We start from the raw sequence: 23,501 nt of genomic DNA on the forward strand, positions 1-23,501 counted from the left end.
ATAAATTCAGACAACTTCTTTGTATGATTTGATGTATTCAGACGGAGTTTGTCCGGTTATTTTTTTGAAAACAGCATTGAATGTGGCTTTGGAGTTAAATCCTGCTTCTCCTGAAATAGCTAATGTCGTCAAGTGTTTATACTTGGGATCAACAAGCATACGCTGTGCTTCTTTTACACGATATTCGTTTACAAAATCATAAAAGTTCTTTTCCAGGCGCTCATTGATAAGTTGAGACAATTGATGCCTGGAAATACCTGTTCGTTCCGCTAAATCCTGAATGGTGAGTTCTTGCCGCAGGTACAGTTTCTCGTTTTCCATCAAATGAGTTAACTGCTTAAGATAGGTATCCACTACATCATTAGTCAATGTCGATTTCTGGTATTTGTTTTTAGGTATTTCTTCTTCTGCTACAACAGAAATAGACACATCTTTTTTGGGTTCAGGCACATGGGTGACTGGCAATTCAAACTGGTTAAAAATGCGAGGCTGTGAGAGTGCTTTATAGCCAATCCAGTAAATTAAGGCTACAACACCAAGATAATGATAGCGATAGAGCTGGGTTAGCCAACCAATATTCCATTTTTTTGCATAAAAAATAATAACAGAGATAAGCATTACTGTTAAGACAAAAAGCAGAAGCTGACGAAGCCAGCGGAGGCGGATTTGAGTAATATCAGAGAATGAATTCAGAATACCCTGCTGGTATTTCTTTACTATAAATAAAGACAACGTTACATAAAACAGATGCAGGAAGTTGGTTAGTTGATTCAAAAAACCAAAATCGTCCTGTAGAGCTGCCTCAAAGTTATTCAGATAGGCACTTTTTTCTGCTGCCGATTTTGCATAATAAGGCAAGAGATAAAAGAAATAAACGATAAAGGGAACCAGATGAATACAGTCTGCTCTTTTCCAGATTGGTTTCTCTGAAGTTATTTTTCGGGTAAACAAGAAGAGTAATGGACCAAACAAAGAGGGTAGTAGCCAGGATATCTTACTCAGATGAGGAAAGCGAAGAAAAAATTCCCGATTGTCAAAGCCGACTAATAACGTTTGAATGGAAATTAGAAAAATTAATAACCCTAATAAACGACTTGCCAAAGGATTAACTCTTCGGGTTACCAGCAAAAAGGCTAACAGAAATCCTTGAGCAGCACCGGCAACAAGTAGTAACTGCAAGATTGTAAAAGGCATGCATACTATAGTTTTGTAGTGTAAAGGTAAAGAAAACTCTTTACTAAAAAAGAATAGCTGTTCCAGCTTGATTCAGCTAAAACAGCTATGTAATTAATCTGCTAAGAATGACCTATGTGAAAATCAATGAAATACTATGTGATTTATGAGATGATCCGCCTATACAAAATATATCAATTACTCTTGTCGGGTAGTCAGATTGGCATCGTAGGTTATTTTATTAAGATAAAATACTCTGCGTTTGCTGGAGCCTACCGTTCTTGCACCCTGGATCTCCTGTGTGCCCCAACTGATAAAGTATTTGTTATACCAGAAATCAATATTCACATCATCAGAGTCAATCACTTTATCTTCTTCAAAATTAGTCGCGATCTTAAATTTCTCTTTTTCTTTTAATACATCATTACCACGAATCACTTTGGTATGGATTTCTCCTTCTTCCGGATAGGTGAGAATAATTTTGTCCTGGTCAAAGGCAACTTCAACCATTTCCCGCAGATTATAATTAACTATATTCTGGATTTCAAAAGAGTTGTCCCAAAGTAGATTGCCTGATTTGTCAAAACCACATATCACAGCATGAGTATAGTGATACCCTTCAAATACACGGTCTCCATAACTTCTTCCTAAGTTTCCTATTGGAGCATAGGCATAGCCATACGAAGTACCTGAACGATACTGCGGGTAAAATGCTTCTGCAACAAGTATATACTGATCTGAAGTTTCGATAATATCATGCATTAGCAATTTATAATGCAATAACATTTCTTTTCCTTTCTGGCGTTTCTTTAAAATCCTTTCTTTGATTTTTTCCTGTCGGCGCGGCTTCATGAAATTAAAGAAGTTCTTAAAGTCATTAAATTGAAAGTATTTGATGTATTCCTGGTTATTCCCATTGAGTTTAGCCATGAATAACCCCTGAGAGTAAGGAAGGTTTTTATAGGCATAGTGTCCCATAATTAGCTTTTCCTGTTCGTTGAGGGATGTAATACGTCCTGTAATAAGACCTTTCTCTTTAGGACTTTCCAATGTCACATTCTGTACTACTTTACCTGAATAATCAAACGAGCGAACAGATAACTTACCATGATTACGTTCCTGCGTATAGATGAGTACATTACTGATACGTTGGTATGGATCAATCTGAATATGATTAAGCTCTGTACGGGGTTCATATAAAGCCGGTAATACACGCGTTCGTTTATCAAAGAAGTTGAATGTTAGCACAACAGGGCGATAATTCACTATTCCACCAATAAAAGCTGTATTACTTAATACCTTGAACTCTGTCATATAAATATAAGTCAGGGTATTACCATCCATCCATTCATGATCACCCGTTATCAGATCCAGTCGAAATATTTTAAACTTCTTCGAGTCTGGCTGAGCTAGTAAGACATAATAATAACTGGAATCCAGATAGGTGTTGACAGGTTCGAACAGGTGATCTACTTTGTATTGATTAGCCCATATCTGATGCAGTGTAGTATCATAACGAGTAATATTCCATACATTCCCATCTCTTCCCGACGGAAAGCGTGGTTGAGTAGATACAAGTAGTCCTTGTTTTTCTAAAGGTGTTACATCATAAATCAGATCTTCGTAATCGTCTTCTTTTAAGGGTAATTCTAATCGTAAGACCTGATTGAGCTGTGCTCTGGTAAGTATTGGATTAATCCAGGCTAGTAAAACAGCAAGGATAAGTATGCGTTTTTTCATCGGGAGTCTGGTGTATATGATTATAGATCATGTAAGCTGGTACTGTAAATGGATTTCTCCAGTGTTTTTATTACACTTAGTTAAGATACAAATAAGTTGTAAATTCCATATAAAAAATGGAAATATTTTACTGGAAAAACAGATGACCCCCGATGCAAAACTCTTTTATTGAAGCATTTATATAGTGTTAATTCAGATAGGTTGCCATAGCCATGCCGGACTGCTGGTGCGAACTACTGCCTTCAGTTGATTCAGCATGGAATACAATCCATAATACGTCCGGTTAATATATAAAGAATCTTTTGAACCACGTGCTACTTTTGATTCTCTTAATTCTTTTAGATTGGAAAGATATTCTGCATAATCATAAATAGACTGGAAATAAGCATCATCTCCAAAGTCAAACTCTTGGGTATGAAAAGGTTTGCCCAACAAGCCAATCATAGTAATAAATAAATCACTATAAAATTTTCGTTCCTGAGGCGTGTCTTGTTCGTGTAAAAATTCCAGATTAACAAAAACTTTATCACAGATAGCCGGGTCTTTCAGATTATCAGGATTGATCAGCGTGAAATAATTGCGGTAATAGTTTTCCGGAATCTCTTTGACACAACCAAAGTCGATAACACCCATCGTTCCATCCGGACGCATCAGAAAGTTTCCCGGATGGGGATCTGCATGTACTTTCCGTAGTATATGGACCTGAAAGTCATAGAAATCCCATAAGGCCTGACCTATTTTATTACGTACTTCCTGAGAAGGATTGGTTTTAAGAAAGTCGTCCAGGTGGAAACCTTCCAGCCAGTCCATAGTAAGTACCCTTTCGCTGGAAAATTCAGGATAGTAGGTCGGAAATACCAGACCGTTAATGTGGCCACAGGCTGTTGATATTTCTTGAGAACGTTGAAGTTCAAGTTGATAGTCTGTCTCTTCCAGAAGTTTCGTCTCAACTTCGTCCATATACTTATCTACATCTTTTTCATTCAGATTCATCAAACGGACAGCAAAGGGCTTAACCATTTTCAGATCTGACTTAACGCTTTGAGCTACCCCCGGATACTGGATCTTCACGGCCAGCTTTTTGCCATTTTTTGTAGCCTGATGTACCTGACCAATAGATGCTGCATTGGATGCGTCCATCGCAAACGTATCAAACAATGCTTGAGGCGCTTTGCCGAAGTAGCGGGTAAAGGTTTTGATTACTAATGGACCAGATAGAGGAGGTGCACTGTATTGTGCCATTTGAAATCGTTCAGAGTAGGCTTTCGGTAACAGATTGCGGTCCATACTCATCATCTGTGCTACTTTTAGTGCGCTGCCTTTTAATTCACTTAGAGTTTCATAAATATCAGCTGCATTGCTTTCATGGAGCTCATCACGGGATAGGTCCGGATTGATGGCTTTCTTTGCATAGTGCTTAATGTAGTTTCCTCCAACTTTAATACCTGTGGTAACAAACCGGGTTGCTCTTTCAACTTTGGTTGCTGGAATATTATTCTGCGATTTCATAGTGTAGGTTTGATTAATGACAAATGCCTGTTTTTACTACGTAGTCCGATCTTATAGTCCGTATCCTGCTCGCTGAGTCTGATAAAGGAATTTGCCAAAGTCAAACAATGTATCCAGTGCTGACTTACCAATAAAGTCAAACGATGTATTTACTGCTTTTTCTATAGCGGCATCTGTCAATTCATAACCAGCACTATTGTCTTTTACCCAAAAACGTAGTACAAATAAGGCTTGAACCCAGAATCCATCAGCATATCTTTCAGTCACAAATGGTCTGTTTACAACCTCTCCTGTATTACGACCTTCAGTAATTAGTTCATTTGCATATTCGGTAAATGCTCTCTTGAAAGGACTTAGCAGGGCTGTTTCCTGGTGTAGATGTCTGGTCCCTGCAGCAAACAGTACAAAACTCCGATGATTTTTCAATACCTCCACCCAGGTATAATAAAAGGAAAGAAGTTTTTCACGGACAGAATATCGTTCATACACTTCCTGGGAAATAGTTTGTTGTTTGGCTTCCTGAAAAAACTGGAGCCAGATATCTGCCTCTACTGCCTGTAGCGAATTGTAGATGGCATAAAAATCTTTTTCATCAATTCCGGCTAGTTTAGCTAAAAGATAGGGAGAAGGAGGGACCTTGCCATTTTCAAGAAGGTACTCGATATAGGTTTTTTGAATAAGTTCTTGGTTGTTCATAGAAGTAATGAGTCAGGTTTACAAAATAACCCAAAAGTCAGGTAAATGGTTTTGATTTAGGATGATAAATAGTTGAGTAACTATAGGTCACTCATCCTATCTGGTAGACGTATGGGTGTTGGATTTATTTTATTTCAACAACCTTCTTATTTGTTTGATATCTGACATTTCTACCTGTCTGTGTATTTTATTGCGATACATATTATTTTGTGTATAACTATGTTCATACAGACGTGTTGAACTGGTTTCAGTACATGATAAGTTCTGCGGTGAAGTCACCGCAGCGGAGATGTAGAAGTGTGGATCATGGTTGATTGAGTCAAAACAATTTTTGCCCAGAGTTTACCGCAAAATTGCTGATGAGTTGAATTCACCGCAAAAAAGTTTTTGCATAGAATTAACCACAAAATTGGTGTTTAAACGGAATTCACCACAAAAAATTTCATGCGCATAGTTCTGGTCAAAACAAAGATCCATAAAACTATGCGCATGTAGGGCTATGTTATGCTATACATGTTATTTTCCCATCCATTTCTTAAAATCCTGTACTTTTTCGCGGCTTACCAATATTTCTTTGTCAAGAATAGGTTTTAATACCAGTGATAACCTGTTACCGAAATAGGGTTGAATCTGGTCAACAGACTTATGGGTAACAAGCATTGCCCGATTAATTCGGAAGAAATGGGCTGGATCGAGTGACTGGGATATTTCATCAAGTGTATAATCTACCAGAAACTTCTGATTGGTGTGGGTTACAAAAAAGCTGTATCGTTCATCTGTAAAGAAATAGGCGATCTCGTTGGTTTCAATAGACAGATACCGTTGCCCTTGCCGTACCAGAAAACGTTTGCGGTAATCTTTAGCAGATTGCAGCTGTAGTTCGCGTAATAGTTTATCTACATTTAAAGTAACATTGGTTTCAGTACCTGCCTGAGTCATTGATGTTTTCAGATCCTGAAATTTTTTGAGGCTGCGCTGCAAATCTTCTTTCTGAATCGGTTTGAGCAGATAATCAATGCTATTTACCTTAAAAGCTTGTAAGGCATATTCATCATAGGACGTAGTAAAGATGACCGTACTATATACTTCTACCTGATCAAAGATTTCAAAACTTTGCCCGTCTGCCAGTTCAATATCCATAAATATCAGATCTGGCTTGGATGGATGGGTACTGTCATATTCTCCAAGCCAGGCAACCGTATCTTCAATGCTGTTGGTGACGCCAACAATGGTTAAAGAAGGATCAACCTCTGTCAGTAACTTTTGTAATTTGCGGACGGCTAGTTCTTCGTCCTCTACGATTAAGATATTCATAATTTATGGGAGAAAAAGCGGTAAAACAACAGTAAAGTAATGATCGTCACAAAGGATGGCAGGCTCGGTTATACCCGGTTTTCCTGCTCCTGCTTTGTTTCGGTTTAGCAATCGGTATTTGGCTGTAATATTGGTTAAGCCAACACCATTGGACGTATCCCTGTTTGAATCCGGTAAATGGATGGTTGCGCCGATTTTGCGCTGAAGGTTATTGCGTATCAACAGATTTGTTGCAGCTTGATCCTGCTGAATAAATAGTTCCAGCAGAAGAGGCTTTCTGTTTGAAATTACATTGTGCTTAACAGCATTTTCAACCAGCATTTGTAATGCCAGAGGAGGTAACCGATAGGTCATATATTCTCTATCTATCTCAATTTGCAGCTCAATACCAGCACGGTAACGGGTTTTAAGCAAATGGAAGTAGGATTCAATAAAATCCAGCTCAGTTGCTAGAGTTGTGAGTTCACCATTGCCTTCCTGGCCATTGTTTGTTTGCAGAAGATAGCGATATACTTTGGCCATTTCGTCTACAAAATGTTCCGCTTGTTGGGGTTCATCAGCGATCAATGATGACAGTGAATTGAGACTGTTAAATAGAAAATGGGGATTTACCTGATGCTTTAAGCTTTCATACTGACTTTGAAGAGTTACTTTTTCCAGCTCTTCACGTTCTAACGCATTTTCTCTCCACTTACGAAGCGAATAGACTGTTTCATCAATACCTACAGACAATATATTGAACCCCACATTATAGAGTAGAATCCGTGTGGTTAATCCTGGGGTATGTTGAAATCCAAACAGGTGAAAATAACTATAGATAAAAATTCCAACTACTAAATAAGAGGGTGTAACAAGAAAAAATACCAGAAACGTACGACCTGCGCGGGCTGCACTTTGATCCAATCCAGGGTATTGGCGAATAACCTTTTGGGTTAGAGTATCTAGTGTAAGTACACAGCAACCTGTCAGGAAATAGTTAAGAAGTGATGCCTGCAGAAATATTTTTCCATCAGAGAAATAGGCAGGACCAACCAGCCAGTAGGAAACCAATGGAATGAATACCATAGGCATTAATAAAACATGCCATCGCAAACCTTCTTTTTGCGTTACTGGTATCGTATTATGTACAGTAGCATTCTGCTGGTGTTTAGGTAAACGCCTGAATGGTAGTTTGGAGATGATATGTTTTAGTCTGGAGTTCATACTATACAGTGCCCTTATCGATTGCTTTCGAGAAGAGGTACGATTACTTCAAAATATTGATCATTTTCTATGATTTGTGGTTCACTTTTACATAATAACTGATACTTGGCTGCCAGATTAGCTAATCCAGACTGACCTGTTTCCAGGCGCATGGTTTTACGTTGTATATTATTTCGTACTCTCAAATGTCCGGGATCACTTGTTGTAATGCAGATAGTAAGAGGACGGCCCGGAAGCATACTATTATGTTTCATGGCATTGTCAATTAATGTTTGCAGAGTGAGTGGAGGTAATGTACGGTTTTTGTACGCCTCGGCTATGTGTTGCTCAATAAGAAGGCTTTTGCCATACCGGGTTTTTAATAAGCTGATATAGGAAGCAATAAAATTGAGTTCGGTTTGCAGTGTTACCAACTCACTATGTTCGCCATCAGGTTGAGATGATCTGCCTGTTTGTAAAAGATAACGGTATACTTTAGCCAGATCATCCACAAAATGTTCCGCTTGTTGGGTATCTTCACTGATCAAGGAAGAAAGCGAATTGAGACTGTTAAACAGAAAGTGTGGATTTAGCTGGCCCTTGAGTGTATCAAACTGGTGTTGTAGTTTCTCTTTTTTTAGTTTTTCAATTTCAACCTGTTGTTTTTGCCACATGGATAAGGCATAAAAATAACCATGTGCTATACAGAACAATAAATCAAAAATTAAACCTAACAGAATAAGAGTATACATATTATCGTGAGAAAACCGGACATCCAGTATGTCGATTTTACTAAGTACCCACACACTTCCAATTGCAGATATACTTGAAACAATTCCGGTTAACAACAACATGAACCCAATGCGAAGTACTGTAAAATGCAGGCTGGGATAACAATAGATTGCCAGTCGTACACTCAACGTTAACAAGGCTGCAATGGGAATATATAGGAGTGTTACTACCGCTGATCCTAGTGCGAGTAACAATCCATTGGTCCAGTAGCGGGGGCCAATAATCAGATGGTTGGCAATCGGTATAAAAACCAGTACGGCCAGTCCATGAAAGCCCCAACCCAGAGGTGAAATTCCTAATCGTGTCAGAGCCGGATTAGCCAGAGCTAGCCAACTAGCTGAATTAGTGGGGGTGTTGGATTTCCAGATCAGATTTGAGTTGAAAAGAAGAAAGGCTGCACACAGAAAGAAATCAAAGACTCCACCCAGAATAAGGATTGGACAAACTGTTTTCCACGAAAATTTTACGCCTGTCTGATGAAATAAACTATAGATCCAAACATCAAAAAAAGCAAGAAAGAAGGTAAGTATGCCTACTACCAGAAACAGGAAAGAAGTTCGTATCCACACCTGTTCTTTTTCTGACCAATAAGCCAATACTTTTCGTACTGCCACTGTGAGTATTATAATGGAAAACCAGTATAAAATGAATACCAGCAGAGTGCCGATAAGAAACAGGCTGGGTTGCTGAAAGTAGGACTGACCAATAAGGTAATAGTTGCCCAGAGGGAACAACACCGGCATCATGAGAAGGTGATACCTCCATTCTGCTTTGGAAAAGAAGCCAGGATGCAAACCTGCTTGTATCAATATGCTGAAGAGTTTCTGTGGAAAGAGTATATATGCACTAGTATCCAAAAATACTAACTCTTAAGCCAGATATCAGACCGATATTGGATGAATTGTCAAAAAAGATGTATGAACTGTAGAAGAGAGATTTGAATAGTAGTGGTTTTTTAGTCTACATATAATTGTCTGATTGAGAAAGTTCGGAAAAATAAAAATCGCTGGCGCAAAAATAGATTTTCATCTCTTGAAAGCTTACGTTGACAGCATTGTGAGCCTGCTACGAACTATATTTACTTTTATATAGCTATAAAAATCCGATTCACTGAGTCTGTCACCAGAAAAGTGAAAGGGGAGTAGCAGAATACTCACAAAGTGTTAAAAATGCTACGCCAGACTGATTATTTTCCGACGTGCGCAATATACCTGATTCAGTACTAAGCCAGTTTAATCAGAGGAAACGGCAATACGGTTGGTTGGACAGTAGTAGAAGGGACAAAGGCGTCCTTTCCCAGTTTGCGCAGCATCCGGTAGTGCGACTGAAGAGCAATGAAGAAGGTTTTATTTTCCAGATAGGGTAAACCAAATTCCTGTGCCGTGTGTCTGACAATGACCGAAAGAGCTGGGTAATGCACATGACAAATTTTAGGAAACAGGTGATGCTCAATCTGGCGGTTTAGTCCGCCACATAGAAAAGCTGCCAGTTTACTGTCAGGGGCAAAGTTGGCCGTAGTACGCAACTGATGAACCGCCCAGGCATCTTCCATATTGCCTTGTGCATTGGGTGTAGGAAAGTTGGTGCCTTCCACTACATGAGCCAGTTGGAAAACCAGACCCAGTGTGATACCTTCTATCAGATGCATAATCACAAACCCTAGCCCTACCTGCCACCAGGACAGATCCAATAGTACCAACGGGAGTACAATGAAGAAAAAATAATAGAGTGCTTTGTAGAAAAACAGATTAAAGTATTCCTTTCTGGGATGCGTATAGGAGTGTGCGCCAATGCGATGATGAAAGAACTTAAGATAGTCTTTACGCAATACCCACGAAAGGGAGGTTAACGAATAGAGAAAAAAAGCATACAGATGCTGGAAGCGTTGTAGCCTGTTTATCTTCTCTTGTGGATCTACTCGAATAAGTCCTGGTGCAATCTCGATGTCTTCGTCATGGCCTATTATGTTGGTATAGGTATGGTGAACCACATTATGTGTCAGATTCCATATATAAGGACTGGCTCCCAGCAGATAAAAACTTTTACTTAGTAGGTCGTTCACCCATTTATGACCCGAAAAGGCACCATGTACGGCATCATGAGAAACGTTGAAGCCAATGGTTGCTGCAAATATCCCCAGACCCCCCGCCATTGCCAGCATTGTCCATGCATTAAACTGACCAGACAGGATCAAACCGTATAGCAACAGATAACCAAGCAGAAAGAAAATAGACTTGAACCACATGGCTGTATTGGCATGTGAAGAAAGACTACGTGTTTTAAAATAAGTATCTACACGTTCACGGACTGTAGAGAAAAAGGCAGAATGGCTCTTGTCAATAAACTTGATTTTAGGCTGCCTGGCTTTGGTGAATTGGCTGCGTTCCATAGTAATAGAAGTATAATTGTAAACTAGAGTACTAACCTGGCAGAAATGAGAGAGCCTGGAAGGATTATAGTCAGTAAGGAAAAGAGTATTGACTTATCAGGCTTTGAGATAACTATCGGGTATTCAGAGTTTACAGTGAAATTATCATTCCTCACCAACACACGAAGAAAGATGTATGGAATTATGTATTTGCCAAAAACAGGCTTTATACGTTCTCTTGCAGGTTTTCGAAGAGGAATAAGACCAATAGTGCGTTAAACACCTATTTGCACAAATAGGTGTTTAACGCATAAAAGTGGGGAATTTGTATTGCCGTTTTGGGACTCTCAGAACTCTTGGAGTAAAAGAATGTTTTTTCTAACGTTATTTCTGATGCTGATTTCTCAATTGCCAATCGGCTTTCAGGTCATGGTTTTCTTTCCTGAATTTTCTATTCCTGATCATCCTACTCACAGGACTTGTAAAGCAGCAATGACTAGAAAAACAAATTTCCGTTTTTCCTGTAAAATCAGGAAATGAAACAATGTATTTTGTTGGTAATGTGTGATATATGCAAGATTGATTATGTAATATGTAATATTATTACGGTTAAATAAATATACCTTTATATTGAGTACTTACTTATAAACGTACTCACAAAATCCATGGATACACAAAACAATAATGGTGTAGCTAAATATCCTGCGGGTATAGCTCCTTTTAAAATAACTGGCGACTGGTATCTGCAAGCCAAAGCCCTTCAGCAGAGGTATCCTCAATTAACGGATGCTGACCTGAGGTTTCAGACAGGTAAGGTAGAAGAACTCCTTTGCCGTATAGTGACACGGCTCGATCAGACGCGCGAAGAGGTGATTGAGTGTATCAAAATAATTCAATCAGGCATTCCAATCAGACATTAACAGAAATAGCTACTATATCTATGAATAACTATCTGAACATAGGAGCAAGGTATAATGGCATTGATCTGTTGAACTAATTGGGAACTAATGGAAACATTACCCTTTTGATACATAGGCAGTAGGATAGAATAATATATAATTTCATGAGATGTAAACCATTGTAAATCGGTGCATTTAAGACAATCTATTATATTTTTATTTTCTTCCTGTTGCTTATATTCAATTAATCGATGAGGCTGTCCCGCTTATCCTTGAGAAAAGAAGTATATACTAAAACGGAAGCAATTTGTATCAGTATCTATTGCGGAACAGTGTGAGTGCAGTCGCTACAGAATTCAATAGAATCTGGCTTTGATCACTTGAGTTTTAGTAAGGAAGAGTACGCAGCCAGTAGAAAAGGTATCCCCACCTTTGTAGGTAAGAAACAGATTTGCCTGTATAAACAAGAATAGAACATCCTTCCTTGATTGACTTGAGGGTATACTATCCTCCAAAACCAGTAGTCCTATGTATTTGTTAGTCTAAATTTATAAGCTTCACTTATATTTTCTCTCACTTCCCGCAATTATAAATCTATAATCAAAACTATCCTTTCAAAATTGCAATAAATGGGGATAGATATGCCTGCTGTTACAAAATAACACTTCCCGTATATCCAAGAAAAATCATATAAATTTTATTTTTGCCATAAATTCTGCTTATTTCATTTGCACCTCTTATCGGTTTGGGTTATTTTTGCTTTTAGAGATTTACACCTGAGAAATGATCAAAATCAGGGGCTGGATTTTGACCAGTCTATTTACTTTTTTAGTGCTTCAAACCGTACAACTTTCATGAGAACCGTAAAATTATCCGTCGAAAAAGGTGTCCCTATTGGCCATTTATCCACAAAAAACACTTTATCTAAAAATCAACCCTTATCATTTTTAGTGCACACAAGTTTCTCACTTGTGAACAGTTTGTCAGTAATCGACTTATTTGTATCTGGTAGTACCCCTTTATTTTTCAATAATCCTCCAAGTATCCCTCGTCGACCGGGACACTAACCTGCCCTCCGCAAAAAAGTACAATTAATCAGTTGTACACCCTGCCTCTGCATTCTTTTCTGTTTTATTCTTTTTTTAATTCTCATCCAGGTATACACTATGGACGCATTGCGCCTATCCCAGCAACTAGAACAGCTACAAACCGAACTAGCCTGTTTGCAGGCAGAGGTCAAACGATTGGAAGCCCTATACATCCATCAGGCTACAGGTCAGACTACACGCATCACCATGGCCGAGGCCGAAAATCAACTGGGCGTTTCGCGCTTTCATATTCGCAGACTGATCGGAGCTGGTATCATTCAGAGTGGTCAACGCATTGGTGCTGGCAAAAACGCCAAGTGGACGTTTGACTACCAGGAGATTTTGCATCTGGTTAAAAACCCGTCGTTCCTCAACATCGAATCCGTTTCCTAAGAACAGGAAATCCTTTTATCGTTTCTCATTCCCAATGCCCAGTATTGATACTGGCTGCATTTGCCTGATCTAACCATCGGGTAGTGGAATGCTATTGTCTAAACCCAATTGTCTATTCATTCATCCACTCTTTGTTATCACACTTTTATGAAGTACACACTCATTTATCATGACCTGCTTGGACATTTTGACATCAGCATGAACGAACATGCACTGATGAGTCTGATCGATAATTTTTCTGCTCAAACGGGTTGGTGTTACGCCTCCAAAGTAGAACTGGGTAAAGCGCTTCGTCTAACCTCGCGCTGGGTGTTTGATGCCATTACCCGGCTAGAGGGCAAAGGATTGGTAGAAATAAATGCAGAATCCCGTTTTTTGCGTGCCTGTCCGGTTTGGAAAAAAGCAATACATCAGTGTCAGAATCAACTTCCTTTGTCTGAAACTGTACAGGGGTCAGAGGAATGGATACAGGCCATTCAGCAAAAAAAGCGCAGAGCTGTGCAATACAAACATCGGCAGGCTATGCAGGATGCACACAACCATGATGCAAACCAGGAAGACTCAGAAGGGTATGCAGAAAATGCGCAGCAGCCTATAAATACTTTTCCGTCTACAGCTGAAAAAACTTCAACGGTTGTGAATAGTTTTCCTATGCAGCAGGAAGAAAATTCCGTATCTGGTATGGACTATTCAATGAACGAATTTCATAACCTATATGAAGAGACTTCACCATTGCCTGTGAATAATTTTCGATCAGGGTATGAAGAGAATTCGCATCAGGATATGAAAACTATTCCATTTGCCTATGAACAGAATGCACACTATAATAACATATATAGTAACAGAAATAATAACAAGTATAAAAACAAAAATAATAACAATACAATAACAGAAAAAAGCGCATGCGCGCAAAGTTTTCAATTTTCAAATGAGCAGGAGATTTTTAAAAATGAACAAGCAGGGGAGAAGCTAGAAAATTTTTTGAAGAGCGAAGAACAGAACCAACCTGTTGTAGAAGCCGCTATAGTAACCCCTCCCCAGGTTGCGCCGGCCCCCTCCCCTAAGAAGGCTGCACAGATAGAAAATGCTATGCAAAACGTGCATAGCCTTAAAACCGATTCTAAGGCCACTCCAGTCGATCCGTGTCTTGTGCCTTGTCGAGAGGTCTATCTGCTATATTTTGGGGCTTACAAGTGGGTCTATGGGCGTGACGACAAGTTTCTTAAACAGGTCTTGGAACAGATCCGCTACAAGATTGCTGTACAGTGGCAGCAACCCACTATGAATCTGGCAGAGATTCCTGATGAGTCAGTGATCCATTCCTTCCAGAGCTTGCTGGAAATGATTCCTACCTGGTATCGCGACAATGGCTACACAGCACCCAACGATCTGAATCGTTTTTTTGAGAAGTACTATGCGGCTATTAAGTCAGGCAATGGAGGAGGAGCCCGTTCATCATTTGCTCCACCCAGAGATCAGGATGAGGAATATCTCCGTCTGATGCGTTTGTGTCGCGATTAATGCCTGAATACAAACTAATCAGCAGACAATTTTTTACTATTCAATAACCAGCTAATTTTTTATCATGTCCCTGATTCAACATCCGTCATCATCTGCCCTGCTGGGCAAGCAGTTCCAGTCTGTGAATCTGATTCAACAAGCTCAATCGCGTATTACAAACCTGCTCGAATGGCTGCAGCAAAACAACCTTCCGGCTCAACTGACCGTAGCCAAAAAATACCAGATCTATGCCCAAACGCTGATGGAAGGGCTGCAAGCTATTCCGCAACAAAGTGAAAGTTTGATTTACAATATGCAATCTCTGCAAGCGGACTACGGTGTACTCATTACCCAGATGTACAAGCATGCCAATGAGGAGATTGCCTCTCGTGCTCCGGCTCTGGAGGTGTTTGCCCGTACGCAAGGCGATGAAATCACCAATCGGCTTTTGTTTGTGCTCATCAAGTATTTTACCGAATCGATTACTGTCAAACAGTCGCTAACTGTGAAACAAACCACTGCCATGGCAAGTATGGTACAGGTAGACTTTCGGGATCTGTCACTGACCGATGTGCTGCTATGTCTTCGCAATACCCAGAGTGGCAAGTATGGGCAGCTCTATGAGTCGTTTGATTTTATCAAGCTGGGTGAATTTCTGCGAAAATACCGAAAAGAGAAGGAAGAGGTGAAAGCCCAGAAACACAAAGATCTGAAGTATTCACAGAGTTCAATCCTGTATGACATTGTAAGCAATCTGGACAAAGCCCCTGAACAGTTCAGAGAGCCTTTCCAAAGCCTGTCGGCTCAAAAGATTGCCCAAAAGTTGTCAACAGAACAGGATACCCACTCAGCCACACCCGACAGACCCGAGATAGGGGTAGACCTGGACGCAGTATTTGCAGAGGCAAACAAACCTACTTCCAAACTACCTCGACCCAAGCCATTGACAGAGAGCGAAAACCGCCAGCGAATTATGTCTGAGTTGACGCTGTATATGGACCATATGACCGAAGCGGAATACCTCTATTATGTGGATTACTATGAAACGTATCGACAACCCGAACTGGTCGAATGGCTCAAGGTAGAGTGGAAGAAGGTGCAGGAGAAACAGAAAACCAAAGCATCGTAAACAGGCTGGCAAAATGTCAATTCTAGCAACAATTATTCCGATACCCTGTAGGGGCAATCACGCCCAAACATTTCCCCTCCGAACGATTGGGAATATGCCAAACCAATGTAGGGGCGCACCTGCGTGTGCGCCCATGTTTCGTGCAGACCGTGTTTAGGTTTATAAACCAACATCGGGAAATGTAGGGGTGCCCCTTGCGGGTACCCGTGTTTCCGACAACGAATGTCTGGGATTAATCCGAAAGGTTTGTCTAATAAACCCAATCATTCGCGAATGGAAACCGGGCAGGGGCAAGCCCAGCCCCTACAGGATCGGAAATACACAAACGCGGTCTGTGGGAATCAGGGCGCACCTGTGTGTGCCATGTTTCGTGCAGACAATGATTGGATTGGCGAATTACCATTGTGAAATGTAGGGGCGATTGGCAGATCGCCCTGGTTCGTGCAGACACGGCATGGGATACATCCGAAATGATGGTCGGAATATCATAATCATTCGGCGGGGAATCAGGGCGATCTGCCAATCGCCCCTACGATATCGGATTGTCACAAACAGGGTTTGCCGGAAACCGGGCGCACACATGGGTGCGCCCCTACATCGGTTCGGAAAAATACCTATGTGTTGGATGGTAACAATCAGGTGATTTGCCATATGTGACCGGAGTTCCGGTCACACAGAAGAAATATCCGAAGTATGGTCAACACCCGTGATTGATCGGAACTATGGTCAAAATGGTAATCGCTGACTGAGTGAACAGAAAAATGTTCAGCAAACGAAGTGAACAGAAATCGAATCACTTTGTAAAATGACTGGAACTCTGTTCACTTTTGCGTTTGACCATACTTCCGGTCGCTTTTTGGTTTGACTGGAATACCAGTCGCTTTCCAGAAATATTCGAACTCTGGTCACTTTACAGAATGACCATACTTCCAGTCAAACTCTTGGCTGACCATAGTTCCAGTCACCAACCTGTTTGATCGTACTTCCGGTCAGCAGAAAACAAACAAATACACACGAAACCAGCCATACCATGAATCTAAAAGACATCGGCGAACGCATCCGCCTCTTTCGAATGGAAGTACTCAACCTCTCTCAACGCGAATTTGCTCAGCGCATGGGAGTAGCCCAGGGCAACCTATCCTCTCTGGAAAAAGGCCACCAGCTACCAAGTTGCTTCTTCCTGTGGTGCCTACATGCGACCTATCAGGCCAATGTGCATTGGCTCTTTACAGGAGATGGTGAGCCGGTGGTGAAAGCAAATAAATAAGTATTTCGTTTGTAAAAGCTTTATTTTGTTCTTTAATCAGTATTACCAAACTACAATCTTTAATTATGGAGGGACTTAAATTATGCCCACAAATTCATGAAGTGTTCTTTGATCAACATGAAGAATACAAGAAATACTTTAAGCCACTGGTTTCTATCAATCTTTCATTGGTAAATCCACAGTGGAATGGTCAACTATTTATTGTTTATTCGAATAATGATCCCTACTGTACTGCTGCCCAAGCACATATGAATACGTTTTGTCATCAAACAAAAGTGACATTTGATATTGTGGATGGGAAATATAAGTTTAAAGCAGATTTTGGTTATTTTCAGACTAATACTGATTGGAAAGAATGGCTTGAGATGGGAAATAAATCTTATAGTGAGTTTTTAACACAACAGGAAAGAAAACCTGCAAATCCTAAAAGATATATTCGCCAGTTTAATAAAATTCCTAAATGGATACAGATGAATGAAACGCCTCTAAACTCTCGTGGAGACAAAATGACCTTTATCTGTCAAATGAATTCTGGGGATATCATTAGCGATTATTGTGAAGAAGAGATATACCTGTTTTATGATGATTTTGACAAAGTTGCAGTACAGATACAACAGATAGATTAATCATCTGGAGGCTTGATATTTTAACTGTAACTAGTATAAGTATTTCTGTTTTTTGTCCTCTAGCGCCTACATGTGAACTTTCACATAAACCTGTATTGGTTAATAGCGGGTGAAGAAGGGAGCAAAGAACATTCTTGATGCATAGTGAGAAAATAGTTAGTCGAAAAGGTTCATATATTTACGAAGTACAACTTTTATAAAAGCACTTACAAAGACAATGACAGAACAGGAAATTCTGGATAAACTTGATAATAGCAGCATTGAATATTATGGTTCTTTTGTTCAACTCGGACATCCTTATTCTTTTTTGCTGGATACACGGCTGAATGTGTTTCGGGGAGATAATGATCGTTGGGCTATTGCTGTTGAAAAGCTTGGGTATAACCCCCGAGGAGAAGCCATTATTCTGGAGATTTACTACTATGGCAACTGCCTGATAAACCTTGGAAGTTATAATAATATACCCCTAAATGATTATGGTATTTATCCAATAGACATGGATAACTTTGAGGAGATAACTGACGGTGAAGCCTTGAAACCGGATGCGAAATTTTGGCTGGTTCGTGGACACCAGGTGCCATTAACCCATACAAAACAAGCGTATGCAGATGCCGGTATTGAATTGAAGGAATACGAACCTGATACAATTCGTGTAGAAGAGGCAGCCAGACTTGTGTTGTTAACAAATCGTGATTTGTTTCGTGCTACTGACAATGAACTTTATAAGTGCATTCCAGCAGATCTGAAAAAGATACTGGTGCTTAATGAGTGGTTTCACAAAGATTTCTTCCTAAACCTGTCCCCAACACTGTCTGACGAACATCTACGCCAAACCTATGAGTTCAACAAAAATCTGACGGGTCTGCCTGGAATAACTTTTGAAACTTTTGCTCAGGCACGTAGAATGCACGAAATACAGGCAAGTGAATTGGATAGGGAAGAATGGGAAACTAACAGACCTGGTTCGTATGAAACCTGGCAATTGATTGCAAAAGTAATTGTCACTAATGATCTCACACACTACAAGCCGACATTACAGCCCAATACACATTGGATACACTGGCCAGATTCTGGAAGTTTGTAAAAACACTGAAAAATAACAGTGAGTACGATAGGCCTAGCAGTAAATCGGCTGATGTGCATTGATGAGACATTAAAAAGTATAAACTTTGTCATAAGAATTGATCTAATATACTTGCTTGCTATATTATTAATTCCAAGTGAGCCACTGGAAGGAGTTGTTTTTTCAACAAATCAAAAAAAGCTAAAAATAAGTAGAGCAGATACAAAGTTCAAAGTTATAAAACGGGGAAATGCCTTCTTTTTAGAAAAGATATAGAATTATGTTGAGACTATTTTCAAAACCATTTTTGCATAGTTGTTTCTTTCTGGTTTTTACACTACTGATTTGTGAAGACACTCTGGCTCAGAGCAAGGACATTGTGAAACAAGAGAGCCACTTTGTAAAACTATATTCAAAGCTGAGTTCTTTTATCCAAACAGACTACGACAGCATTCAGTTTTATACCCATGTGTTTGAAAAAGAGTTTACAAGCTTTATAAAAAACAATCCGGCAACACTCAGTTATCCATTTACCAAACTCAGTGATAATCATTCCTGTGACATAAGAACTTCTGAAGATGGAAATTTCAGGATATACAGCTGGGACACCTGGACAGGTGGAACTATGCATGTGTTTAGAGAAATCTATCAGTGGAAAGCAAACGGCAAAGTATTTACAAAAATACCACACTATGAAGAAGGTGATGGAGGTACATCTTGCTCAAAAGTTTTTACAGTCAGCATTCACAACAAACCCTGTTATTTTGCCATTACGAATGCCACGTATTCAACGAAAGATGCCAGGCAATCCATTACCGCTTTCAGCATTGAAGGTAATCAGTTGGTGGATACTATGAAGGTTTTCAAGACGAAAACACAAAAGCTCAATAAGATAGATGTCGATTTTGACTTTTTCAGTGTAGTGGATCGACCTGAACGTCCCCTGGAATTAATTAACTACGACCACAGACAGAAAATAATCTATATTCCTTTGGTAAACGACAAGGGTCAAGTGACAAAGAAGAATCTACTTTACCAACTCAAAGATCGTTATTTTGAGTTCATAGGCATAGAGACAGGCATGCGGAAGTGATAGTGTATACATAACTTGGTCATGATGCAGACTGAAGAAACACGTTTGAGCTAAAAACAAGATCAGAAGAAGCAATTCCAAATTTGTATTAACAAACTGTAAATCTTTTTTATCAGAGAAATACCATTTCCAGTATCTGCCAAAAGATACCCAACAGGATTGCTCTTTGTGAAAAGTAATGGCAGACAAGATATACGTATATACGATGAAAAAGCCTACAGGTCCTTATCTCGAACAAAACTTTTACTACTCTAATCTTTCTCATACAGAAGCCTTTCGCCGATTGGTCTCAACCGTAATACAACTGGGTGCTAATTTTGGAGGAATAGGTGAAGCCCACCTCGCCCCAGGTATTCGGGATCAGCTTTTTGCAGGTATCCATGATCAGGTTTTGACTACGATAGCCATACAGGATTATACTACATTTGAAACATATCTGAATAGTCCGGATGTACTGCTTATTCAGCTGCTACTAACTGAAGCCAAAAGACACTCCTTCAAACAGAAAAGTCATGATTTAATTACCTGCCTGAGTGTATCTGAGCAGAGCATACCTCACTATAGTCATCCAGTAGCGATCTGGTCAGAAGATTTGATTTTTGATCCGGGAAGGCTTGCTCCATCCGAAAAAAGAAAAGAGGGTTTAGCTATATACGAACGCTTTAAAGAGATAATTGAACTCAGTTCACCAGATTATGCTGCTATTACTACCGAATACTCATTAGAAAATCCTGGTATGCTAAAAGATGGTCGGGAAAGTTATGCTTTTACTAACTTCTATATACGAACCAATTTTCTGGGAGAGATTACTTTACAGAAGATAAAAGACCTTTATAAAGATGCCTACTCGGAATCTGTGCATGATGGATTATATATTTCAACCACTTGCTGGTTAAATCCTGAACAAAAAGAAATAGACAGCGATGAAGCTAGCCAATTGTCGGTAAAGGTTGGGAAATATATCGGGAATGTGGAATAGTATTTTAATTACGAGATTCTATTACATTCCCACAAAACCCACATATTCAACCCCCTCAGCTTCCATGCAATTCATATTGGCCAGCAGACTATGTAAATCATTGATCAGGCGTTGTTCTCCATATTTTCGTTGTGAGGGCTTAACCGAAAAGTAATCTCCCCAACCTTCTGCATCTTTGATGTGTTTACCAAAATCGGGTTGCTCTTCCATTTTTTGTATCAACGTCTGTACTACCTGACGCATTTCTGTCAAAAGTGTCCAACCTCTATGATCTGTGTCATAGTTCTTATCCCAGTCCACTTTTGCTTGTTCTATCTGAACTTTGACTTAAGCAATTTTGACGGTATCATTTTCTTCTTCAGCCAGATAGAGACTATATTCCAGTTCGCCTGTATCGAGCATATAATTAGCTGGAGATCTCTTAAAGGCTGACAGGTCTATAGCAAGAATAGCTTCTACCTGTTTCAATCCATTTTCTCCAACCTCTCCCGAATGAAAAAAGGTAAATGTTTCACTTAGATCCGTATTCTTTTCTTCACACAGAGTAATCCTGTATTCCTTTTCTTCATCACGCGTTTTAGGCATTAAAAAGATATCGTATCCCATAGAGTTGAATTGTTGGTCAAGAGAGGTAAAATCATGTAGTAGTAGCTACAAAGTAGACAAAGACAACTCTATCCGCAAAGAGATTTTTCTGCTATCTTTTTCTGAATACAAACCAATTTGTTACCAATACTGGCTGGCTTAGGGTAACAGATTTGTATGTGGATGATAATCAGGCATGACCATAGATCGGATGATCCGAACTATGGTCAGTTTCATATTGTCCAAATCCCGATCTTTGTATCATCAATCCGGTCAGAAAAAGACAACGCAACCGCAACTTTTTACCCTGTCCATTCTTCTGTATCCGGATACTTTTTCATCTATTTTTTAACCATTTTTTTCATCTAACCCTTTTTAAAACTATGGCACTAAGTGTAGCCCTATTAACCTCACGAGCCGATTGTGACAAAGTCCTTAACGAGCTGTCAGACATCAAAGGCAATCTGGAATTCCGTCAGATCTCACTGACACGTAGTAAAGATAATGCAGCCGACAGAGCCTCTACCATCGACGCAGATCTGGCTGCTGCTGAAGCAGAGGTAGAATCGTTGATTTCGATTATCGCAGCCCTTCCTGAAAGCGCCACCAAAACCGAGATGGAAAACCGTAAGGTACGTGCCGACTATCGGTTGTTCACCTTACAGCAACGGAAGGCACAGTTTGGTACTACGGCTGTGATTTTGTATGAATCCGAGTTAGGAGAGATCGAACAGCGTTTGTCTGTGATTGATGGTTCCATGAACGACGTTACCGTTCGTAAAGCAGCTTTGCCAGCAGGCTAAGCGTAAGATTATACGCAGAGGCAGCGTAGATAATAGCCGTATAGAGAATAGGTTGGTGGTTTGGGGAAGCAGTTCGGTCATTGACCAACTGCTTCTTTTGTAACCGTTCTGTGTGTCTAGCTGCTTCTGGTTTGTTTCACCCTTTATCTATTTCGATGTATGAAAGTACTGATTTTGATTTCGGCTTTATGTTTTGTGGTGGGTTTGGCTGGTGGCTTGTTGGTAGAGCATCATTTCAATCCACCGGAAGTATACGAGTGTGAAGTGATTGACTACAGCCAGATTGAGCAGATTGTAGCTAAACAGGTTGCCAGTCATCCGGTACAGATGCTGGATGTGGAGAAGATCAAACATGTACGTCAGTTTACGTATGCGCCTGTATTTTGTGTGAGAGATACCTGTAAAGGGCCGTGAATTATTGTAGGAGCAATCACTGTGTAAGGGATTGTTTCTCTTTTTTTCTCAAAAAGACCCTCCTTTTTTGTCCTTCTGAAAGAATTTTGTGACAAGACCGGCGACCTTTCCGACTGGAGATTATTTTCTTTCTCATAACACAAACGCCACTCTATTTGTCACAAGATTCTTTCAGAAGGACAGGAACGAAAGAGTGATTCTTCCAAAAGAACAATCAGAGGAGGTGTTCCTTTCAGGAGGATAGTAGTATTACTTAATCTTAAAACCACATGGCAAAATCGATATACGACTATATCCAGTTTGTGCTAAACAACTGGAAAACTTCTACCCTTGGGCTCTTTACTTTTTCAGGATACCTGCTCTGGATGATCAACCGGATCGATACCCAATCGTTTGTATCGTTACTGGCTTTTATCTCTACCGTTGGATTCTTCTCGATGCGAGATCCTAAATAATACTTCAGAAGGCGAATAACCGTCCTCTGATTCTTACCCTTCTTACTTATCAGTAAACCTTTATCAAACTATACCAAAATGACTATTGCAACTACTGCCGTTCAACCAATTTGTGAATCAAATCTAGCTGTTGACAACATCTGTTTGACCCTTGCCAACGAACAGTTAGCCTTTGAGAAAAAGCTGCTTGAAAACGAAATCCAGCGCCTGCAATTATTGCTTGAAGATACCCAGCTACAGCTGGAAATGCTCAAAGAACAAAACGAGGAGCTGGAAGGTGAAAACCAGGATTTACATATGGAAGTATCTGAACTACAGGACGAAATCATTGACCTGATGGAAACAGTGGAAGATCTGATGGACGTGTAATCACTCAAATGATGAATCACTCAAACGATCATTCTGGTTGCTCAACGATCAGAATGATCCTTTT

General features: G+C 39.8%; 25 protein-coding genes. 14 read left to right on the plus strand and 11 right to left on the minus strand.

The window, feature by feature from the left end:
• Positions 1-6: 6 nt before the first annotated feature.
• The 8 genes from QNI22_RS01910 to QNI22_RS01945 all read right to left on the minus strand — a co-directional run bounded on the left by QNI22_RS01910 (position 7) and on the right by QNI22_RS01945 (position 10,795).
• Positions 7-1,194: a helix-turn-helix domain-containing protein gene (locus QNI22_RS01910; RefSeq protein WP_314508899.1), complete on the minus strand. Its 1,188-nt coding sequence runs from the start codon at positions 1,192-1,194 to the stop codon at positions 7-9.
• A gap of 177 nt (positions 1,195-1,371) precedes the next feature.
• A complete protein-coding gene (locus tag QNI22_RS01915) occupies positions 1,372-2,913 on the minus strand; it encodes a hypothetical protein (RefSeq protein ID WP_313983832.1) in 1,542 nt (513 codons plus the stop codon).
• Positions 2,914-3,105: 192 nt separating this feature from the next.
• Positions 3,106-4,422 (minus strand): ABC1 kinase family protein, encoded by a 1,317-nt coding sequence (locus tag QNI22_RS01920; protein ID WP_313983830.1) that lies wholly within the window; start codon positions 4,420-4,422, stop codon positions 3,106-3,108.
• A gap of 51 nt (positions 4,423-4,473) precedes the next feature.
• Positions 4,474-5,118, minus strand: a complete 645-nt coding sequence (locus tag QNI22_RS01925) for a TetR family transcriptional regulator C-terminal domain-containing protein (RefSeq protein WP_314035766.1) — start codon at positions 5,116-5,118, stop codon at positions 4,474-4,476.
• Between the two features lie 516 nt (positions 5,119-5,634).
• Positions 5,635-6,432 carry a LytR/AlgR family response regulator transcription factor gene (locus QNI22_RS01930; RefSeq protein ID WP_314508901.1) on the minus strand — a complete coding sequence of 266 codons (798 nt, stop codon included), beginning with the start codon at positions 6,430-6,432 and terminating at the stop codon, positions 5,635-5,637.
• A gap of 3 nt (positions 6,433-6,435) precedes the next feature.
• The gene (locus tag QNI22_RS01935; protein ID WP_314508902.1) at positions 6,436-7,635 is read right to left on the minus strand and encodes a sensor histidine kinase; all 1,200 of its coding nucleotides are present in this window, start codon (positions 7,633-7,635) and stop codon (positions 6,436-6,438) included.
• 14 nt (positions 7,636-7,649) lie between these two features.
• Positions 7,650-9,152 carry a sensor histidine kinase gene (locus QNI22_RS01940; protein ID WP_314508904.1) on the minus strand — a complete coding sequence of 501 codons (1,503 nt, stop codon included), beginning with the start codon at positions 9,150-9,152 and terminating at the stop codon, positions 7,650-7,652.
• Positions 9,153-9,628: 476 nt separating this feature from the next.
• Positions 9,629-10,795: a fatty acid desaturase family protein gene (locus QNI22_RS01945; protein WP_314508905.1), complete on the minus strand. Its 1,167-nt coding sequence runs from the start codon at positions 10,793-10,795 to the stop codon at positions 9,629-9,631.
• Positions 10,796-11,439: 644 nt separating this feature from the next.
• On the opposite strand from QNI22_RS01945, the gene QNI22_RS01950 reads away from it, so the two are divergent.
• The 5 genes from QNI22_RS01950 to QNI22_RS01970 all read left to right on the plus strand — a co-directional run bounded on the left by QNI22_RS01950 (position 11,440) and on the right by QNI22_RS01970 (position 16,191).
• Entirely contained in the window at positions 11,440-11,694 is a 255-nt protein-coding gene (locus QNI22_RS01950; protein WP_314508906.1) for a hypothetical protein, read from the plus strand.
• A 1,145-nt stretch (positions 11,695-12,839) separates the two neighbouring features.
• Positions 12,840-13,154 (plus strand): hypothetical protein, encoded by a 315-nt coding sequence (locus QNI22_RS01955; protein WP_314508908.1) that lies wholly within the window; start codon positions 12,840-12,842, stop codon positions 13,152-13,154.
• A 147-nt stretch (positions 13,155-13,301) separates the two neighbouring features.
• Complete coding sequence (locus QNI22_RS01960; RefSeq protein WP_314508909.1) at positions 13,302-14,675, plus strand: hypothetical protein; 1,374 nt, start codon at positions 13,302-13,304, stop codon at positions 14,673-14,675.
• A gap of 64 nt (positions 14,676-14,739) precedes the next feature.
• On the plus strand, positions 14,740-15,783 hold the full coding sequence (locus QNI22_RS01965; protein WP_314508910.1) for a hypothetical protein: 1,044 nt from the start codon (positions 14,740-14,742) through the stop codon (positions 15,781-15,783).
• Between the two features lie 222 nt (positions 15,784-16,005).
• Positions 16,006-16,191 carry a hypothetical protein gene (locus tag QNI22_RS01970; RefSeq protein ID WP_314508911.1) on the plus strand — a complete coding sequence of 62 codons (186 nt, stop codon included), beginning with the start codon at positions 16,006-16,008 and terminating at the stop codon, positions 16,189-16,191.
• Here QNI22_RS01970 and QNI22_RS01975 read toward each other — a convergent pair.
• Complete coding sequence (locus QNI22_RS01975; protein WP_314508912.1) at positions 16,180-16,434, minus strand: hypothetical protein; 255 nt, start codon at positions 16,432-16,434, stop codon at positions 16,180-16,182. The two genes, QNI22_RS01970 and QNI22_RS01975, sit on opposite strands and share 12 nt — an antisense overlap.
• A gap of 379 nt (positions 16,435-16,813) precedes the next feature.
• Between QNI22_RS01975 and QNI22_RS01980 the strand changes: the two genes are divergently transcribed.
• The 5 genes from QNI22_RS01980 to QNI22_RS02000 all read left to right on the plus strand — a co-directional run bounded on the left by QNI22_RS01980 (position 16,814) and on the right by QNI22_RS02000 (position 20,811).
• Positions 16,814-17,050, plus strand: a complete 237-nt coding sequence (locus QNI22_RS01980) for a helix-turn-helix domain-containing protein (RefSeq protein WP_314508913.1) — start codon at positions 16,814-16,816, stop codon at positions 17,048-17,050.
• 65 nt (positions 17,051-17,115) lie between these two features.
• Positions 17,116-17,676, plus strand: a complete 561-nt coding sequence (locus QNI22_RS01985) for a hypothetical protein (RefSeq protein ID WP_314508914.1) — start codon at positions 17,116-17,118, stop codon at positions 17,674-17,676.
• Between the two features lie 217 nt (positions 17,677-17,893).
• Positions 17,894-18,760, plus strand: coding sequence for a DUF7003 family protein (locus tag QNI22_RS01990; RefSeq protein ID WP_314508915.1), 867 nt, complete (start codon positions 17,894-17,896; stop codon positions 18,758-18,760).
• Positions 18,761-19,019: 259 nt separating this feature from the next.
• Complete coding sequence (locus tag QNI22_RS01995; RefSeq protein ID WP_314508916.1) at positions 19,020-19,832, plus strand: hypothetical protein; 813 nt, start codon at positions 19,020-19,022, stop codon at positions 19,830-19,832.
• Positions 19,833-20,037: 205 nt separating this feature from the next.
• Entirely contained in the window at positions 20,038-20,811 is a 774-nt protein-coding gene (locus tag QNI22_RS02000) for a hypothetical protein (RefSeq protein ID WP_314508917.1), read from the plus strand.
• Positions 20,812-20,832: 21 nt separating this feature from the next.
• Here QNI22_RS02000 and QNI22_RS02005 read toward each other — a convergent pair whose 3' ends face one another.
• Both QNI22_RS02005 and QNI22_RS02010 read right to left on the minus strand, forming a co-directional pair.
• Complete coding sequence (locus tag QNI22_RS02005) at positions 20,833-21,111, minus strand: hypothetical protein (protein ID WP_314508918.1); 279 nt, start codon at positions 21,109-21,111, stop codon at positions 20,833-20,835.
• 27 nt (positions 21,112-21,138) lie between these two features.
• Positions 21,139-21,417: a hypothetical protein gene (locus QNI22_RS02010; RefSeq protein WP_314508919.1), complete on the minus strand. Its 279-nt coding sequence runs from the start codon at positions 21,415-21,417 to the stop codon at positions 21,139-21,141.
• Between the two features lie 362 nt (positions 21,418-21,779).
• Between QNI22_RS02010 and QNI22_RS02015 the strand changes: the two genes are divergently transcribed.
• The 4 genes from QNI22_RS02015 (at position 21,780) to QNI22_RS02030 (ending at position 23,437) form a co-directional block, all read left to right on the plus strand.
• On the plus strand, positions 21,780-22,199 hold the full coding sequence (locus tag QNI22_RS02015) for a hypothetical protein (protein ID WP_314508920.1): 420 nt from the start codon (positions 21,780-21,782) through the stop codon (positions 22,197-22,199).
• A gap of 159 nt (positions 22,200-22,358) precedes the next feature.
• Entirely contained in the window at positions 22,359-22,613 is a 255-nt protein-coding gene (locus QNI22_RS02020; protein ID WP_314508921.1) for a hypothetical protein, read from the plus strand.
• Positions 22,614-22,882: 269 nt separating this feature from the next.
• Complete coding sequence (locus QNI22_RS02025; RefSeq protein ID WP_313979795.1) at positions 22,883-23,068, plus strand: hypothetical protein; 186 nt, start codon at positions 22,883-22,885, stop codon at positions 23,066-23,068.
• Between the two features lie 78 nt (positions 23,069-23,146).
• Positions 23,147-23,437 (plus strand): hypothetical protein, encoded by a 291-nt coding sequence (locus QNI22_RS02030; RefSeq protein ID WP_314508923.1) that lies wholly within the window; start codon positions 23,147-23,149, stop codon positions 23,435-23,437.
• Positions 23,438-23,501: the final 64 nt, after the last annotated feature.

It is taken from the genome of Xanthocytophaga agilis, from assembly GCF_030068605.1.
GTDB classification, from domain to species: domain Bacteria; phylum Bacteroidota; class Bacteroidia; order Cytophagales; family 172606-1; genus Xanthocytophaga; species Xanthocytophaga agilis.

What these genes read in the sequence shown, in the direction of transcription:
- QNI22_RS01910 (WP_314508899.1), bottom strand. Translation starts at nt 1,194, where the DNA reads ATGCCTTTTACAATCTTGCAGTTACTACTTGTTGCCGGTGCTGCTCAA.
- QNI22_RS01915 (WP_313983832.1), bottom strand. Translation starts at nt 2,913, where the DNA reads ATGAAAAAACGCATACTTATCCTTGCTGTTTTACTAGCCTGGATTAAT.
- QNI22_RS01920 (WP_313983830.1), bottom strand. Translation starts at nt 4,422, where the DNA reads ATGAAATCGCAGAATAATATTCCAGCAACCAAAGTTGAAAGAGCAACC.
- QNI22_RS01925 (WP_314035766.1), bottom strand. Translation starts at nt 5,118, where the DNA reads ATGAACAACCAAGAACTTATTCAAAAAACCTATATCGAGTACCTTCTT.
- QNI22_RS01930 (WP_314508901.1), bottom strand. Translation starts at nt 6,432, where the DNA reads ATGAATATCTTAATCGTAGAGGACGAAGAACTAGCCGTCCGCAAATTA.
- QNI22_RS01935 (WP_314508902.1), bottom strand. Translation starts at nt 7,635, where the DNA reads ATGAACTCCAGACTAAAACATATCATCTCCAAACTACCATTCAGGCGT.
- QNI22_RS01940 (WP_314508904.1), bottom strand. Translation starts at nt 9,152, where the DNA reads ATGATGCCGGTGTTGTTCCCTCTGGGCAACTATTACCTTATTGGTCAG.
- QNI22_RS01945 (WP_314508905.1), bottom strand. Translation starts at nt 10,795, where the DNA reads ATGGAACGCAGCCAATTCACCAAAGCCAGGCAGCCTAAAATCAAGTTT.
- QNI22_RS01950 (WP_314508906.1), top strand. Translation starts at nt 11,440, where the DNA reads ATGGATACACAAAACAATAATGGTGTAGCTAAATATCCTGCGGGTATA.
- QNI22_RS01955 (WP_314508908.1), top strand. Translation starts at nt 12,840, where the DNA reads ATGGACGCATTGCGCCTATCCCAGCAACTAGAACAGCTACAAACCGAA.
- QNI22_RS01960 (WP_314508909.1), top strand. Translation starts at nt 13,302, where the DNA reads ATGAAGTACACACTCATTTATCATGACCTGCTTGGACATTTTGACATC.
- QNI22_RS01965 (WP_314508910.1), top strand. Translation starts at nt 14,740, where the DNA reads ATGTCCCTGATTCAACATCCGTCATCATCTGCCCTGCTGGGCAAGCAG.
- QNI22_RS01970 (WP_314508911.1), top strand. Translation starts at nt 16,006, where the DNA reads ATGTCTGGGATTAATCCGAAAGGTTTGTCTAATAAACCCAATCATTCG.
- QNI22_RS01975 (WP_314508912.1), bottom strand. Translation starts at nt 16,434, where the DNA reads ATGGCAAATCACCTGATTGTTACCATCCAACACATAGGTATTTTTCCG.
- QNI22_RS01980 (WP_314508913.1), top strand. Translation starts at nt 16,814, where the DNA reads ATGAATCTAAAAGACATCGGCGAACGCATCCGCCTCTTTCGAATGGAA.
- QNI22_RS01985 (WP_314508914.1), top strand. Translation starts at nt 17,116, where the DNA reads ATGGAGGGACTTAAATTATGCCCACAAATTCATGAAGTGTTCTTTGAT.
- QNI22_RS01990 (WP_314508915.1), top strand. Translation starts at nt 17,894, where the DNA reads ATGACAGAACAGGAAATTCTGGATAAACTTGATAATAGCAGCATTGAA.
- QNI22_RS01995 (WP_314508916.1), top strand. Translation starts at nt 19,020, where the DNA reads ATGTTGAGACTATTTTCAAAACCATTTTTGCATAGTTGTTTCTTTCTG.
- QNI22_RS02000 (WP_314508917.1), top strand. Translation starts at nt 20,038, where the DNA reads ATGAAAAAGCCTACAGGTCCTTATCTCGAACAAAACTTTTACTACTCT.
- QNI22_RS02010 (WP_314508919.1), bottom strand. Translation starts at nt 21,417, where the DNA reads ATGGGATACGATATCTTTTTAATGCCTAAAACGCGTGATGAAGAAAAG.
- QNI22_RS02015 (WP_314508920.1), top strand. Translation starts at nt 21,780, where the DNA reads ATGGCACTAAGTGTAGCCCTATTAACCTCACGAGCCGATTGTGACAAA.
- QNI22_RS02020 (WP_314508921.1), top strand. Translation starts at nt 22,359, where the DNA reads ATGAAAGTACTGATTTTGATTTCGGCTTTATGTTTTGTGGTGGGTTTG.
- QNI22_RS02025 (WP_313979795.1), top strand. Translation starts at nt 22,883, where the DNA reads ATGGCAAAATCGATATACGACTATATCCAGTTTGTGCTAAACAACTGG.
- QNI22_RS02030 (WP_314508923.1), top strand. Translation starts at nt 23,147, where the DNA reads ATGACTATTGCAACTACTGCCGTTCAACCAATTTGTGAATCAAATCTA.